Raw genomic sequence first — 15499 nt, 5'->3', positions numbered from 1 at the left:
GGCGAGCGACTTCGTTGCCATGCGGTGCGGGACCCCTCCGGCGCCAATGCTGACCTTTTGCTGACGCTGGAGGGTCTAATACGTTCCTGACCTGCACGAAGACGGATATCTCGTGTTACGTTCTGGAACTGGATCGGCCGCTCCAACGAGGAGATCGTCCAGGCCCGCGAGGACTGGATGAACGGCTCGCGCTTCGGCGAGGTAAAGGGCTACGACGGCCCCCCGATCCCCGCTCCGCAGCTCCCGCCGGTGCCCCTGAAAGCACGCGGACGGGCGCGCTGACCTGCACCTTTATGGAGTAGGTCGATTGAGCGAGGCCCGGGGACGGCGCATGTCGCGCGGTTCCCGGCGCGATCAGGTAGTCAGGAAGGGTGAGCAAGGACGGGACTGACCCCTTCGTGCATGTCCGGGGCGCCAGTGAGAACAACCTGCGGAACATCGACGTCGACGTTCCGCGGGACGCGATGGTCGCCTTCACCGGCGTCTCCGGTTCGGGCAAGTCCTCGCTCGCGTTCGGCACGCTCTACGCGGAGGCCCAGCGGCGCTACTTCGAGTCCGTGGCACCGTACGCACGAAGACTGTTGCACCAGGTCGGTGCACCGCACGTGCAGGAAATCACCGGACTGCCACCGGCCGTGGCCCTGCAGCAGCGACGCGGGTCGCCCAGCTCGCGCTCGACGGTCGGCACCCTCACCACGCTGTCCAATCTGCTGCGCATGCTGTACTCCCGCGCCGGCACCTATCCCCCCGGGGCGGCACGGCTGGAAGCCGAGTCGTTCTCACCCAACACCACGGCCGGCGCCTGCCCCGAATGCCACGGACTGGGCGTCGTACACGACGTCGCCGAGGAGCTGCTCGTCCCGGACCCCTCGCTGAGCATCCGCGAGGGGGCGATCGCCGCCTGGCCGGGCGCCTGGCAGGGAGCCAACCTGCGCAGTGTCGTGAGCGGCCTGGGGATCGACATCGACCGGCCGTGGCGCAGGCTCAAGAAGAGGGACCGGAACTGGCTGCTGTACACCGACGAGCAGCCCTCCGTGTACATCGAGCCGGAGGAGGACCGCGTCGACTACGGCTACCAGGGCAAGTTCTGGAGCGCCCGCAAGCACGTCATGCACGTCCTTGCCGACTCCAAGAGCGAGAAGATGCGCGAACGCGCGCTCCGGTTCGTCAGGAGCGTGCCCTGCCCCGAGTGTCACGGCAGCGGACTGCGGCCCGAGGCGCTCGCCGTCACCTTCGCCGGACGTTCCATCGCCGAGATCAACGCGATGCCGCTCACCGAGGTCGTGGGGCTGCTGCGGCCCGTCGCGGAACGGTCCGAGGCCGACGCCACCACCTCGACCGCCCGATCGGGGGAGACGACCGAGGCCGCGGTCCGGATCTGCGGCGATCTGGTCGCGCGGGTCGACGTACTGCTCGACCTGGGCCTCGGATATCTCAGCCTCGGGCGCCGCTCGACGACCCTCTCGCCCGGCGAGGCGCAGCGCCTGCGGATCGCCACCCAGCTGCGCTCGGGGCTGTTCGGCGTCGTCTACGTCCTCGACGAACCCTCCGCGGGCCTGCACCCGGCCGACGCGGAACCGCTGCTGGACGTGCTGGAGCGCCTCAAGACGGCGGGCAACTCGCTGTTCGTCGTGGAGCACGACATGGACGTCGTACGGCGGGCGGACTGGGTGGTCGACATCGGCCCCGGCGCGGGCGAGGGAGGCGGCCGCGTGCTGTACAGCGGCCCGGTCGCCGGTCTGGAGCGGGTGGCGGAGTCGGCCACGAGCCAGTACCTGTTCGGGCGCGCCAAACCGCTCGATCACCGCCCGCGCACACCGCAGGGCTGGCTGCACCTGAGGGGAGTCTCCCGCCACAATCTGCACGACGTGTCCGTCGACGTACCGCTGTGCGTACTGACGGCGGTGACGGGCGTGTCCGGTTCCGGAAAGTCGACACTGGTGACGCAGGTGCTCGCCGAGGTCGTCCGCAGCCACCTCGGACTCGTACCCGAGGAGCCCGACGAGGCGCAGCCGGTCGTTGACGTTCAGAACGCGTCGGGGGCCGAGTCGTTCGACCGGCTGGTCCGGGTCGACCAACGGCCCATCGGCCGAACTCCCCGTTCCAACCTGGCCACGTACACGGGGTTGTTCGACGCGGTGCGCAAGCTGTACGCGTCGACGGACGAGGCCGAGGCGCGCGGCTACTCGGCCGGGCGGTTCTCCTTCAACGTGCCCGAAGGACGGTGCGAGACCTGCCAGGGCGAAGGATTCGTCGCGGTGGAACTGCTCTTCCTGCCCGGCACCTACGCACCGTGCCCGAGCTGCCAGGGCGCCCGGTACAACGCCGAAACGCTGGAAGTCACCTACCGCGGCAAGAACATCGCGGAAGTGCTGGCGCTCTCCGTCGACGCCGCCGCCGCGTTCCTGTCCGCCGTCCCGGCCGCCTCCCGCAGTCTGGAGACGTTGCGCGAGGTGGGACTGGGGTACCTGCGGCTGGGGCAGCCCGCGACGGAACTCAGCGGTGGTGAGGCGCAACGCATCAAACTGGCCACCGAACTGCAGCGAGCCCGCCGCGGCCACGCGCTCTACCTGCTCGACGAGCCGACGGCTGGGCTGCACCCCGCGGACGTCGCGCTGCTGCTGCGACAGCTGCACCGGCTCGTCGACGCCGGCAACACGGTCGTCCTCGTCGAGCACGACCTGGACACGATCGCCACCGCCGACTGGGTCATCGACCTCGGTCCGGGCGGCGGCGACGCGGGTGGGCGGGTGGTCGCGGCGGGCCCGCCGGCCAAGGTGGCGAGAGCCCGCCGCAGCGCCACCGCGCCCTACCTCGCGGCCCGGCTCGCGCGCTCCTGACGACGGCGCGAGGGGCTGCGCACCGGTCAGCCGGGGGCCTGCCGTATCGCGTTCAACGATGCCGGTTTCCTGCCTGTTCGCCCAGCACGATCTTCCACACCCGGGTCGCCACCTGGAGGTTGAGCCGGTCCTCGACGTTCGCGAGGTCGTTGCCGCTGATGTTGCGGATGCGCTGGAGCCGATAGCGCAGCGTGCTGCGGTGGATCGCGAGGGATTCGGCGGTCTCGTCGTAGTTGCCGCCGCAGTCGAAGTATCGGGACAGCGTCTCCACCATGGCCGTGTGGTGCCGTGAGTCGTAGTCGATCAGCTGCCCGAGCCACTCGTGGACGAACGTCTCCAGTTCCCGGTAGTCGTTGCCGGGTCCCAGGATGCGGTAGAGGCCCAGCTCGTCGAAGAACGTCGTGCCGTAGCGCTCACGGGAGTGGCGGCGCACTTCCAGGGCGCGCTGCGCCTCCTCGTAGCGGTGGGGGAGGTCGTCCAGGGCGTCGCAAGGGGCGCTCACCCCGATGGTCCCGGTCCGTGTGCCGGTCTCCCGGGCGAGCGCCTCGTACAGCGCGCGGGCGTGCGGCCTGTCGTCGGCGACCAGGACCACGTGGTCGGCACGCCGGGTGAGCAGCGAGTGCATGCCCACGGCAGAGGCCGCCCGGCCCACGGTCTGCGCGAAGGAAGCGTCCGCGGTCCGGTTCGACCACTGCACCACGACGACGTAGTGGCGGCGGTGCAGGTCGTGTCCGACTGCCTCGGACCGGGCGTAGGCGCTCGCCTCGTCCGTCCCCGCCAGGAGGTCGTCGGCCAGCTCGCGGTGCAGCCTCGACTCCACTTCGGCCAGATTGCGCAGGTGCGCCAGCTGCGGGGCGAGCGACGCGGCGGCGTGTTCCAGCGCGAGCACGGTGTGCTCATCGGCCTCGCCCCGGGCATCGACCAGGGCCAGCACGCCCAGGATCTCGCCCTGCGGGCGGACCAGGGTGACCAGCCGGTCCTCCATCCGCACCGGCCCGGCCCGACGGGCGACGGCGTACAGCATTTCGTCCTGGCGCACGGGGTCCGGTTCGGGATAGGGGTCGGGGCGATCGGGGCCGGTCCAGCACCTCAGCCGACCGAAGCGGTCCTCGACCAGCGCGGGGAGTCCGGTGAGCCCGTGCAGTGCGCGGGTGATGGCTTCCTCGCCGCCGCCCGAGGCGGCGACGTCGGCCAGGAGCGCGTGAACGGACCGCTGGTACCCCAGCTCGGCCACGACGGAGATCAGCTGCCCCTGGAGGGCCGTCCGCTCCTCCCTCAGCCGGTGCAGCTCCAGAGCGTCCTCGCGCCGGCGCCGGTGTGCGTAGGCGACCGACAGCGCAGCTCCGGTGTGCCGGACCAGCGTGGCGAGCAGGAAGCGCTCGGCCTCGGTGGGCCGGGAGCGGGAGGTCACCACGAGGTAGCCGTGGAGCCTCTCAAGCCCGCGTAGCCCCAGGCCCTGGCCCCTGGGGCGGCCGGCCACGGTCACAGCGCCGTCCTCCCCGGCCAGCTCCCGTACCCTCCGGTCCACGGCCAGGGCATGGATCTGCCCGTTGCTCCGGCTTGGGACCAGGTCGCCGTCCACCGCGAGGTATCCGGCCTCGACGCTGTACGGCCCTGTGGCGGCTATGTGGTCCATGGCCAGGCTCAGGATCTCGCCTTCGTCCAGGGAGTCGAACAGGGCCCTGGAGAGCGCCATCAGGTCGTGGGAGGCATGGTCGGCCGGAGCCGGAGCCGGAGCCGGAGCCGGAGCCGGAGCCGGAGCCGGAGCCGAAGCCGGAGCGGACGGGCGGAGCCCTCGACCCGAGGCCGTGGGGTGCCGCCCGATGCCGCGGGGTGGGAGAGACCCTCTCCGCGCCGCCACGGGGAGCCGCCCGCCCCTGCCCCGCGGAAGGCCGCTCTCACGGTCGCAGCGGCGGCGGTACAGGTGGTGCGCCCGGCTGCTGGCCATCGGATCACTCCGTTCCCTTCGAGCCTACAGCCGAGCCGTGGTGCCTGCCGGGGCGGCTCATACGAGATGTTCGATTCCTCCTCTCGTACTCGTGGGGCGACCGGCCCCGTGCGTTTCTGGCTCGCCAGGGGCAGGCGTGGAACCACTCGGCCCGCCACCCTGAGGAGCGGAGGAGTGCTCGGAGACCGTCCGCGCGCACCGGCACCGGTAGGAAGGACGGGCGGTGAGCGAGCAGCTCCACAGGGTTGCCCGCGGTGTCCTGCTCCGCCCGCTGTTCGGCGGGCTGCAGACCACTGGCGGAGGTCCCACCCGTACCTGAACGAACGTGATCCGGAAAGTCGGCGCAGGCGCCGTACCGGGAGGAGTTCCTCATGGCCAAGGCAGTGGGCATCGACCTGGGCACCACCAACTCGGTGATCGCCGTGTGGGAGGGCGGAGAGCCATCCGTCGTGCCCAACAGCGAGGGCAACCGCACGACACCGTCCGTGGTGGCCTTCACCGACACCGGGGAACGTCTGGTGGGCCAGCTGGCCCGGCGCCAGGCGATCCTCAATCCCAAGGGCACCATCTACTCGGCCAAGCGGTTCATCGGCCGGCATTTCGACGAGATCTCCGACGAGGCCAGGGCGGTGGCGTACGACGTCGTCGAGGGCGACGGCGGAGCGGCCCGCTTCAAGGTGCGCGACAAGCTGTACGCGCCCGAGGAGATCAGCGCACAGGTGCTGCGCAAACTCACGGACGACGCCTCCAAGCAGCTCGGGGAGCGGGTCACGGAGGCGGTCATCACCGTGCCCGCCTACTTCAACGACGCCCAGCGCACCGCCACCAAGGACGCCGGACGGATCGCGGGACTGGAGGTGCTGCGGATCATCAACGAGCCGACGGCGGCCGCCCTCGCGTACGGCGTGGACAAGAAGGAGCACGAGACCGTCCTCGTCTTCGACCTGGGCGGCGGCACCTTCGACGTGAGCATCCTCGACGTCGGCGACGGCGTGGTGGAGGTGCGCTCCACCGCAGGCGACAGCCACCTGGGCGGCGACGACTTCGACCGGCGTCTGGTGGATCACCTCGCGGACGACTTCCAGAAGGAGAACGGCATCGACCTGCGCCAGGACGCGCAGGCGCTGCAACGATTGTTCGAGGCGGCGGAGAAGGCCAAGACCGAGCTGAGTTCGGTGACGCAGACGCAGGTCAGCCTGCCGTTCATCACCGCCGACGCCGCCGGGCCCAAGCACCTCACCGACTCGATCATGCGGTCCACGTTCGAGCAGATCACCGGCGACCTGGTGGAGCGCTGCCTGGGACCGGTCCAGCAGGCCATCGCCGACGCCAAGGTCGGCGAGAGCGACATCGACGAGGTCATCCTCGTCGGCGGATCCACCCGCATCCCCGCTGTCCAGACTCTGGTCCGCCGACTGACCGGCGGCAAGGAACCCAACATGAGCGTCAACCCCGACGAGGTCGTGGCCCTCGGTGCCGCGATCCAGGCAGGGGTGCTCAAGGGTGAGGTCAAGGACGTCCTGCTGCTCGACGTGACCCCCTTGTCGCTGGGCGTGGAGACACGCGGCGGAGTGATGACGAAGATCATCGAGCGGAACACCACCATCCCGGTGCGCCGCAGCGAGACCTTCTCCACCGCCGAGGACAACCAGCCGGCCGTCGACGTGGTGGTCCTCCAGGGCGAGCGCGAGCGGGCCGCCGACAACCGGGTGCTGGGCCGGTTCCAGCTCACCGACATCCGGCCGGCGCCGCGGGGCGAAGCCCAGATCGAGGTCACCTTCGACATCGACGCCAACGGCATCCTCGACGTCAAGGCCCGCGACCGGGACACCGGCAAGGAACAGGGCATCACCATCAGCGAGAGCTCCAACCTGGACCGCAGTGAGGTCGAACGCATGGTCCAGGAGGCCGAAAGCAACCAGGGCCAGGACAAGGCACTCCGCGAGGCCGTCGACGCCCGCAACGAACTCGACGCCATCGCGTACCAGGTCGAGAAGCGTCTCGCCGAACTGGGCGACGCAGCGCCCGCGCACGAGAAGGCACGCGGCGAGATGCTCGTGTCGGACGCCCGGGCGGCGGTCAAGGAAGAGGCGGGCGTCGAGCGGGTGCGGCCCCTGACCTCCGAACTCCAGCAGGTGCTCGCCGGGCTGGCGGCCCATCAGGGCGCCGCCGCTACGGGCGGAGGTCCCGCCCAGGACTCCGCCACCGGCGGTCCCACGAGTGGCGGGGGCGGAGACGACGATGTCATCGACGCCGAGTTCGACAAGGGCTGAGGCGCGCCATGCCCACCTACCCCCAGGAACCCGACCGGGCCGCGTCGGATCCGGTCGACCCGGTCCCGGAAGGCGCCGGACGCCCCCCTCGCGGGGACCTGCCCCAGCCGGGGCCGACCCGGTCCGGAGCGGCGGACGGCGAACCGGGACCCGATGCCGCCGGCCCCGCGCCTGCCGAGGACGAGTACACGACCGCGATCCAGGAACTGGAGGACCGCTGGCGGCGGGCACTCGCCGACCTCGACAACCTGCGCAAGCGTCACGCCAGGGAAATGGAGCGTGAACGGGCGGTGGAGCGGTCCCGCACGGCGGCCGCCTTCCTGCCGGTCCTCGACAACCTCGAACTCGCCCTGACCCACGCGGACGCCGATCCGGGCGCGATCGTGGAGGGCATCCGGGCCGTACGCGACCAAGCGGTGAGCGTCCTCGAACTGCTGGGCTACCCGCGGTACGCGGAGACCGGCGTCTCCTTCGACCCGGCCCGGCACGAGGTGGTCGGCGTCGTCCAGGACCCCGACGCCCCACCGGGCACGGTCGTCGAGGTACTGCGCCCCGGCTACGGGGACGGCGAGCGGCAGCTCAGGCCCGCCGCCGTGACCGTCGCTAAGCGGGAGTGACCGGTCATGGCGCGGGACTACTACGAGGCGCTCGGGGTGTCGCGGTCCGCGAGCCAGGACGAGATCCAGCAGGCATATCGCAAACTCGCCCGCAGGCACCACCCCGACGTCAACAAGGACCCTGGGGCGGAAGAGCGTTTCAAGGACCTCAACGAGGCATACAGCGTCCTGTCCGATCCCAAGACCCGGGCCCGCTACGACCGCTTCGGCGAGGATTTCCGCAAGATTCCGGAGGACTTCGACGAGCGGGTCGCGGCCGGAGCGGGCGGCGGCTTCCGCGGTCGCACGACCGCAGGCGGCGGCGGTCCTCGGGTCCGGTACACCGGCTTCGGAGACGACTTCGCAGCGGAGGGCATCGACATCGAGGACCTGTTCGGCTCCATGTTCGGTGCCGGCGCCGCCCGAGGCGGCGTACCCGGCGCGGACCAGGAGGCCGAGCTGTCGCTCACCGTCGAGGAGGCGTACCGAGGCGGCCGCCGCACCGTCACGCTCGCCGGTCCCACCGGGCAGCCGCGGCGGTACGAGGTCGACGTGCCGCCGGGCGTCACCGACGGGCAGCGCATCCGGCTGGCGGGCGAGGGCGGTCGGGGCAGTGGTGACGCCGCCGCGGGCGACCTGTACCTGCGCGTGCGTATCCAGCCCCATCCCCGGTTCCGGCTGGACGGCCGCGACGTGCACGTCCAGGTCCCGGTGGCCCCCTGGGAGGCGGCCCTGGGTGCGACCGTACCGGTGCCCACCCCCGGCGGCGGCACGGCCAAGGTCACGGTGCCCGCGGGCTCGTCCAGCGGCCGGCGGCTGCGGCTGCGCGGCGAGGGCATGCCGAACCCCCGCGGCGCGAACGGCGACCTGTACGCCGAACTCCGCATCGTGGTGCCACCCACCCTCGGCGACCGGGAGCGCGAACTGTTCGCGGAGCTCGCCGCCGCCTCCTCGTACGACCCCAGGAGGACGTGATGAACGAACCACCCGCGGGAGCGTCAGGCCCCGGCCGGGCCGGCATGGGCAACCGTCCGGTGCGAGCGCGCGCCGACCTCACCGCCTCGACGGCCGTCCGGTACGCGCTCGTGCCCGCCCCCAGGCTCTCCCTCGACGCCGTGGCCCGTCGCTCGGGCCTCCACCCCGATCTGATCCGCCGGTTCGTCGCCCTCGGCCTGATCGACGCCGAACGCGACGCCGCGGGGCACCTGGTGTTCGACCCCGCGGCCCCGGCGGTCCTCGCCCGCATCCAGCGGCTGCGCACCGGACTCTGCCTCAACTACGCATCCATCGGCCTGGTGCTCGACCTGCTCGACCGCATCAGCCTGCTCGAAGCCGCCCTGCGCGGCCGCGGCACGAGGAGTGAAACACCCCCATGGACATGAACCGTCTCACCCAGAAGTCCCAGGAAGCCCTCCAGGAGGCCCAGACCGCGGCCGGCCGCATGGGGCACACCGAGGTCGACGGGGAACACCTGCTGCTCGCACTTCTCGATCAGGAGGACGGTCTGATCCCGCGGTTGCTGGAGCAGGCCGGCAAGGAGCCGAAGGGACTGCGCGAGGCCGTGCGCGAGGAACTCTCCCGTCGCCCGAAGGTCACCGGCCCCGGCGCGGCACCCGGCCAGGTCTTCGTCACCCAGCGCCTCGCCCACCTGCTCGACACCGCCGAACGGGAGGCCAAACGCCTCAAGGACGAGTACGTGTCCGTGGAACACCTCCTGCTCGCCCTCGCCGAGGAGAGCTCTTCGACCGCCGCCGGGCGACTGCTCAAACAGGCCGGCATCACCAGGGACTCGTTCCTGGGCGCGCTCACCCAGGTCCGCGGCAACCAGCGCGTCACCTCCGCCAACCCCGAAGTGGCCTACGAAGCTCTTGAGAAGTACGGACGTGACCTCGTCGTCGAGGCCCGGTCCGGGCGGCTGGACCCGGTCATCGGCCGTGACGCGGAGATCCGCCGCGTCACCCAGATCCTCAGCCGCAAGACCAAGAACAACCCCGTCCTCATCGGTGACCCCGGCGTCGGCAAGACCGCCATCGTCGAGGGCCTGGCCCAGCGCATCGTCCGCGGCGATGTCCCCGAGGGCCTGCGCGACAGGACGGTGTTCGCCCTGGACATGGGCTCCCTGGTCGCCGGCGCCAAGTACCGCGGCGAGTTCGAGGAACGCCTCAAGGCCGTGCTGTCCGAGGTGAAGGCCGCCGAAGGGCGCATCCTGCTCTTCGTCGACGAACTCCACACCGTCGTCGGCGCAGGCGCCGCCGAAGGAGCCATGGACGCCGGCAACATGCTCAAGCCGATGCTGGCCCGAGGCGAACTCCACATGGTCGGCGCCACCACCCTCGACGAGTACCGCAAGCACATCGAGAAGGACGCCGCCCTCGAACGCCGCTTCCAGCAGGTCCTGGTCGAGGAGCCCAGCGTGGAGGACACCATCTCCATCCTGCGCGGACTGCGCGAACGCCTGGAGGTCTTCCACGGTGTGAAGATCCAGGACACCGCGCTGGTCTCCGCGGCCACCCTCAGCCACCGTTACATCACCGATCGGTTCCTGCCCGACAAGGCCATCGACCTCGTCGACGAGGCGTGCGCCAGACTGCGTACCGAGATCGACTCGATGCCCGCCGAACTCGACGAGATCACCCGCCGCGTCACGCGGCTGGAGATCGAGGATGCCGCCCTGTCCAAGGAGACCGACCCCGCCAGCAAGACGCGCCTGGAAGAGCTGCGCAGGGAACTGGGCGACCTGCGCGGAGAGGCCGACGCCAAACACGCCCAGTGGGAGGCCGAACGGCAGGCGATCCGCCGCGTGCAGGAACTGCGCCAGGAACTGGAACAGGTCCGCCACGAGGCAGAGGAGGCCGAACGCGCCTACGACCTCAACCTCGCCGCCGAACTGCGCTACGGCCGCGTCCAGGACCTGGAGCGGCGACTCGCCGCGGAGGAGGAGCAACTGGCCGCCAAACAAGGTCAGAACCGGCTGCTGCGCGAGGTCGTCACCGAGGAGGAGATCGCCGAGATCGTCGCCGCCTGGACCGGCGTACCCGTCGCCCGCCTCCAGGAGGGCGAACGCGAGAAGCTGCTGCGCCTCGACGAGATCCTGCGCGAGCGCGTCATCGGCCAGGACGAGGCCGTCAAGCTCGTCACCGACGCCATCATCCGTGCCCGCTCCGGCATCCGCGACCCTCGCCGTCCCATCGGCTCGTTCATCTTCCTCGGCCCCACCGGCGTCGGGAAGACCGAGCTGGCCAAGACCCTCGCCCGGACCCTGTTCGACTCCGAGGAGAACATGGTCCGCCTCGACATGAGCGAGTACCAGGAGCGGCACACCGTCAGCCGGCTCATGGGCGCACCGCCCGGATACGTCGGCTACGAGGAGGGCGGCCAGCTCACCGAGGCCGTGCGCCGCAAGCCGTACTCGGTCGTCCTGTTCGACGAGATCGAGAAGGCGCACACCGATGTCTTCAACACGCTGCTGCAGATCCTCGATGACGGTCGCATCACCGACGCCCAGGGCCGCACCGTCGACTTCCGCAACACCGTGATCATCATGACGTCCAACATCGGCTCCGAGCACCTCCTCGACGGCGCCACCGCCGAGGGTGAGATCAAGCCCGACGCCCGCGCCCTGGTGATGGGCGAGCTGCGCGGGCACTTCCGTCCGGAGTTCCTCAACCGCGTCGACGACATCGTGCTGTTCAAGCCGCTCGGTGAGCGGCAGATCGAGCGGATCGTGGAGCTGCAGTTCGACGAGCTGCGGCGGCGGCTCGCCGAGCGCCGCATCACCGTCGAACTGTCCGACAGTGCGAGAGAGCTGATCGCCCACCAGGGCTACGACCCGGTGTACGGGGCCCGGCCGCTGCGGCGTTACATCTCCCACGAGGTCGAGACACTGGTCGGACGCGCCCTGCTGCGCGGCGACGTCCAGGACGGCGCTACGGTGCGCGTCGACGCCGAGCACGCAGAGCTGGTGGTCACCTACGACCAGCAGGAGGGCCACCGGGAAACGAGGGCGGCGTGAACACCACCCGGACGACGACGGTGACCTGCCCGAACTGCGGGCGCGGCAACCGGATTCCCGTGGCCGCCGGGGGACGGCCCAAGTGCGGCCACTGCAAGCAGCCCCTGCCCTGGGTCGTCGACGCGGGCGACGACGACTTCGCCGAGGTCGCCGACAACGCCACGGTGCCCGTCGTCGTCGACCTCTGGGCCACCTGGTGCGGCCCCTGCCGCATGGTCAGCCCAGCCCTCGAACAGGTCGCCCGGGACCTCGCGGGACGGATCAAGCTCGTCAAGGTCGACGTCGACCGGAACCCACGGCTCAGTCGGCGGTTCGAGGTCCAGGCGGTGCCGACCCTGCTCGTCCTGGACCGGGGCGAGACGGTCGCCCGGCAGGCCGGCGCGGCACCCGCGCACGTCCTGCGCTCGTGGGTCGAGCAGGCGATGGCGGGCAGGCAGACCACTGCGGGAGGGTGAGGACGACGGTGCTGAGGAAGATCGTCGGCCGCGGCCGATCAGGCCCATGCACGGAAGGAAAACTCTCATGGCCACGATTGTCGACCCGCACCTGGCGATGGTGCGCCCAGTGACACCGCGTACCCCGCAGGGCTGCGAGGAGTGCCTCAGGGAGCATTCCCCGTGGCTGCACCTGCGCCTCTGCCTCACCTGTGGGCATGTGGGCTGCTGCGACTCCTCCCCCCTCAAGCACGCCAGACGGCATGCCGGGAGCGTCGGTCACCCCGTCGTGCAGTCCTTCGAGCCGGGAGAGGACTGGCGCTGGTGCTACGTTCACGAGGCCCTGGTCTGATGAGCACGGCCGAGCACGAGAATGGTGCGGTCCGCGAGACACCAGACCGGTACGGGGCGTTCCCCCGCCTCACGCCGGAGCAGCTGGAGGACCTGACCGCGCACGGCGAGCGCCGCAGGACCGCCGAGGGCGAGGTGCTGTACCGCGAGGGCGAGCCGTTCCGGGAGTTCCTCGCGATCCTCAGCGGGACCGTCGAAATCCTCCACGACCAGGGCGGCCCCGACGAGCGGACGGTGGCCGTGCACGGACCCGGCAGGTTCCTGGGCGAACTCGGACTGCTGGAAGGCCAGGCAGCGTTCAACACCGCCGTGGTGCGCGAGGCCGGCGAGATCCTGGCCGTACCGGTGGAGCGGCAACGCGCCCTGGTCGGCAGCGACCCCGTCCTCGGCGACCTGATCCTCCGCGCCTACCTGGGCCGCAGGTACCTGCTCATCGGCCTCGGCGCCGGCTTCCGGATCCTGGGGTCGTGCTATTCACGGGACACGCTGCGGCTGCGCGAGTTCGCCGCCCGCAACCGGCTGCCCCACCGCTGGGTGGATCTGGAGAGGGACAAGGAGGCCGAGGCGCTGCTGCGCCGGTTCGCCATCCGCCCCGAGGAGACGCCGGTGGTCCTCTGGCAGGGCGAGCGGCTCCTGCGCAATCCGAGCAACGCCGAACTCGCCCGCCTCATCGGGCTGCCCGCCCCCTCGCCCGAGAACGAACGGTGCGACGTCATGGTGGTCGGTGCGGGCCCCGCAGGACTCGCCGCCGCCGTGTACGGTGCCTCCGACGGCCTCACCACGGTCACCGTCGACGCCGTGGCCACCGGTGGCCAGGCCGCGACCTCGTCCCGCATCGAGAACTACCTCGGCTTCCCGTCCGGCATCTCCGGGGGCGAACTCATCGAACGTGCGGTGCTCCAGGCCCACAAGTTCGGCGCCCGCCTCATGGTGCCGGCGGAGGTCAGCACGCTCACCCCGCAGGACGACGAGTACGTCGTCACGTTCACAGACGGATCCCGGGCCCGGGCCGGCGCCGTGGTGCTCGCCTCGGGAGTGCGGTACCGCAGGCTCGAAGTGCCCGGCATCGACCGCCTGGAAGGCATCAGCGTCTACTACGCGGCGACGGTCCACGAGGCCGGCCTCTGCCGGGCGGACCCGGTCGCCGTGGTCGGCGGCGGGAACTCCGCCGGGCAAGCGGCGCTGTTCCTCGCCCAACACGCGTCCGGGGTCCACCTCCTCGTCCGGGGCGGCGACCTCAACGCGGACATGTCGCGCTACCTGGTGGACCAGGTGGAACAGCACCCCAAGATCGAGGTGCTGCTCCACACCGAAGTACGGGGCGTCGCCGGGGAGGAGAAGCTGGAGTCGCTGACGGTGGAGGACAACGCAAGCAATGAGCGCCGTGAGCTGCAGGCCGCGGCGCTGTTCGTGTTCATCGGGGCCCGGCCGCGCACGGAATGGCTGGGGGGCGTGCTGGCCCTGGACGAGAAGGGCTTCGTCCTCACCGGCGGCGACGCCCGGGCGGTGGCCGACGCGAACCGGTGGGCCTCGCTGGGCCGCGATCCGATGCTGCTGGAGACCACCCTTCCCGGGGTCTTCGCCGCCGGCGACGTCAGAAGTGGCTCGGTGAAACGGGTGGCCTCGGCGACCGGTGAAGGCGCCATGGCGATCCGCCTCGTGCACGAGCACCGGGAAAGGAGGGGAAACCTGGTCAGCGCCGACTCCGAGGGGCGTCGGCCGGTAGCGGGCGGGTCCGTGTCGTCGCGCTGACCCTGCCCAGGAACAGCGTGTCACCGCTGCTTCGCCTTCACCCCGGGGCATCCTGTGAACCCCTGCAATCGCGGAGAGCAGCCGAGGAGGATGGTCCGGTCGTGCGGGTGTCGTCGCAGGACGTTACGGTCGTGGCTCTCCTGGCGGATCCGGACGCGCCCACGGACATCGCGCAGCGCATCGCCCGGATACTTCCTGATCGGCTCGCCGAAAAGGCGGGCCAGGGGCGACGGTTCGACGTCAAGGTGGTCAGTGAGCCGTTCACCTCGGGGACCGAGGACCCGCCCACCCTGATGCGCCGGATCATGGACCGGGGAAGTGCGGAGAACTGGGACGTCGTGGTGGCCCTCACCGACCTTCCGCTGCACTCACACGGGCGCAAGATCGTTGTCGATCTGAGCCACGAACACGGCTTGGCGCTGCTGTCCCTTCCTTCCCTGGGGGGCTTGCGGCTGCAGACGCGGGCTCGGCGGGCCGTGGAAGAAGCCGTGCTCGGCTTGGTGGGTCCGCAGGCCACCGGGGCTGAGGGGTTTCCGCAGAGTCAGCCGCTTCTGGGCCCTTTTGCCGGTCGGCTCGCGCCTGTCCATCGGGGCCAGGTCGGTGACGAGGAGACCGCCGATCTTCGATACGTCGTCAGCGGGCCGCGCGGTTACCTGCGGGTGCTCGTCGGCATGGTCCGCGCCAACCGGCCTTGGCGGCTGGTATCGGGCCTGTCGAAAGCCCTGGCGGCCGCACTCGCCACGGGGGCCATCGCCACCCTGGACTCCACGACCTGGAGCCTCTCCGGGGCCCTGAGCGCGCCACGCCTCGTGATCGCCATGGTCGGGTCCGTCGGCCTCATGACCGGCTGGCTGATCGTGGACGGGGAGCTATGGCACCGAACGACAGAGGGCTCGCCGGAGGCGAGGCAGAGGGCGCGGCTCTACAACACCTCGACGGTCCTCACCGTGGGTATCGGGGCGCTCGTCTGCTACGTGGGTTTGATGGCCATCAACTTGGCGTGGGCGCTGTTCATCCTCAACGACCGAGTGTTCGCTTCCATGACGGGAACCCCGCTGCACGCCACGGAGTACTTCACGTTGTCCTGGTTCGTCGCTTCGGTCGCCACGGTGGCCGGCGCGCTGGGATCAGGCTTGGAGAGCGACGAGGCGATCCGCGCAGCCGCCTACTCCACGCGCGAAAAGGAACGTCGCCACATGCTCCAAGGCGACCACGGTGACCAGCTGGTGACCTGAGTCGGAGATGCGTCGACTCCGGACCAAGGTGGTCCTGGATCCGCACGGACCAGGGAAG

The 15499-nt window shown here is 70.8% G+C and carries 11 protein-coding genes and 1 pseudogene; 11 read left to right on the top strand and 1 reads right to left on the bottom strand.

Features of this window, described 5'->3' with window-relative positions:
* Positions 1–114: 114 nt before the first annotated feature.
* Together SLAV_RS42220 and uvrA are read left to right on the top strand one after the other, a co-directional pair.
* Positions 115–282: pseudogene (locus SLAV_RS42220) on the top strand (pirin family protein); the annotation flags it as partial.
* An 89-nt stretch (positions 283–371) separates the two neighbouring features.
* A complete protein-coding gene (gene uvrA, locus SLAV_RS05655) occupies positions 372–2840 on the top strand; it encodes an excinuclease ABC subunit UvrA (protein WP_030229861.1) in 2469 nt (822 codons plus the stop codon).
* A gap of 52 nt (positions 2841–2892) precedes the next feature.
* Here the strand turns inward: uvrA and SLAV_RS05650 are convergent, their stop codons facing one another.
* Entirely contained in the window at positions 2893–4536 is a 1644-nt protein-coding gene (locus SLAV_RS05650) for a PucR family transcriptional regulator (RefSeq protein ID WP_078950316.1), read from the bottom strand.
* A 623-nt stretch (positions 4537–5159) separates the two neighbouring features.
* Here SLAV_RS05650 and dnaK point away from each other — a divergent pair.
* From dnaK to SLAV_RS05600, 9 genes are all read left to right on the top strand, one after another.
* Positions 5160–7061, top strand: coding sequence for a molecular chaperone DnaK (gene dnaK / locus SLAV_RS05640; RefSeq protein WP_030229859.1), 1902 nt, complete (start codon positions 5160–5162; stop codon positions 7059–7061).
* An 8-nt stretch (positions 7062–7069) separates the two neighbouring features.
* Complete coding sequence (locus SLAV_RS05635) at positions 7070–7678, top strand: nucleotide exchange factor GrpE (protein WP_030229858.1); 609 nt, start codon at positions 7070–7072, stop codon at positions 7676–7678.
* A gap of 6 nt (positions 7679–7684) precedes the next feature.
* Entirely contained in the window at positions 7685–8632 is a 948-nt protein-coding gene (locus SLAV_RS05630; protein WP_030229857.1) for a DnaJ C-terminal domain-containing protein, read from the top strand.
* Entirely contained in the window at positions 8632–9039 is a 408-nt protein-coding gene (locus SLAV_RS05625) for a chaperone modulator CbpM (RefSeq protein WP_030229856.1), read from the top strand. The genes SLAV_RS05630 and SLAV_RS05625 overlap by 1 nt, the downstream gene beginning before the upstream one ends.
* Positions 9030–11669 carry an ATP-dependent chaperone ClpB gene (clpB, locus tag SLAV_RS05620; RefSeq protein WP_030229855.1) on the top strand — a complete coding sequence of 880 codons (2640 nt, stop codon included), beginning with the start codon at positions 9030–9032 and terminating at the stop codon, positions 11667–11669. The genes SLAV_RS05625 and clpB overlap by 10 nt, the downstream gene beginning before the upstream one ends.
* Positions 11666–12124 carry a thioredoxin gene (gene trxA / locus SLAV_RS05615; RefSeq protein WP_030229854.1) on the top strand — a complete coding sequence of 153 codons (459 nt, stop codon included), beginning with the start codon at positions 11666–11668 and terminating at the stop codon, positions 12122–12124. Before clpB ends, trxA begins: the two co-directional genes overlap by 4 nt.
* A 67-nt stretch (positions 12125–12191) precedes the next feature.
* Positions 12192–12455 (top strand): UBP-type zinc finger domain-containing protein, encoded by a 264-nt coding sequence (locus SLAV_RS05610; protein WP_030229853.1) that lies wholly within the window; start codon positions 12192–12194, stop codon positions 12453–12455.
* A complete protein-coding gene (locus tag SLAV_RS05605; protein WP_051840881.1) occupies positions 12455–14206 on the top strand; it encodes an FAD-dependent oxidoreductase in 1752 nt (583 codons plus the stop codon). The genes SLAV_RS05610 and SLAV_RS05605 overlap by 1 nt, the downstream gene beginning before the upstream one ends.
* Before the next feature lie 101 nt (positions 14207–14307).
* Positions 14308–15441 (top strand): hypothetical protein, encoded by a 1134-nt coding sequence (locus SLAV_RS05600; protein WP_199922161.1) that lies wholly within the window; start codon positions 14308–14310, stop codon positions 15439–15441.
* Positions 15442–15499: the final 58 nt, after the last annotated feature.

Origin of the sequence: Streptomyces lavendulae subsp. lavendulae, assembly GCF_002803845.1 — a bacterium.
Lineage (GTDB): Bacteria > Actinomycetota > Actinomycetes > Streptomycetales > Streptomycetaceae > Streptomyces > Streptomyces lavendulae.
This window is presented reverse-complemented; position numbering and strand designations above follow the sequence as displayed.

Coding starts and splice junctions, on each gene's coding strand:
- SLAV_RS05650 (WP_078950316.1), bottom strand. CDS start 4,536: ATGGCGCTCTCCAGGGCCCTGTTCGACTCCCTGGACGAAGGCGAGATC.
- dnaK (WP_030229859.1), top strand. CDS start 5,160: ATGGCCAAGGCAGTGGGCATCGACCTGGGCACCACCAACTCGGTGATC.
- SLAV_RS05635 (WP_030229858.1), top strand. CDS start 7,070: ATGCCCACCTACCCCCAGGAACCCGACCGGGCCGCGTCGGATCCGGTC.
- SLAV_RS05630 (WP_030229857.1), top strand. CDS start 7,685: ATGGCGCGGGACTACTACGAGGCGCTCGGGGTGTCGCGGTCCGCGAGC.
- SLAV_RS05625 (WP_030229856.1), top strand. CDS start 8,632: ATGAACGAACCACCCGCGGGAGCGTCAGGCCCCGGCCGGGCCGGCATG.
- clpB (WP_030229855.1), top strand. CDS start 9,030: ATGGACATGAACCGTCTCACCCAGAAGTCCCAGGAAGCCCTCCAGGAG.
- SLAV_RS05610 (WP_030229853.1), top strand. CDS start 12,192: ATGGCCACGATTGTCGACCCGCACCTGGCGATGGTGCGCCCAGTGACA.
- SLAV_RS05605 (WP_051840881.1), top strand. CDS start 12,455: ATGAGCACGGCCGAGCACGAGAATGGTGCGGTCCGCGAGACACCAGAC.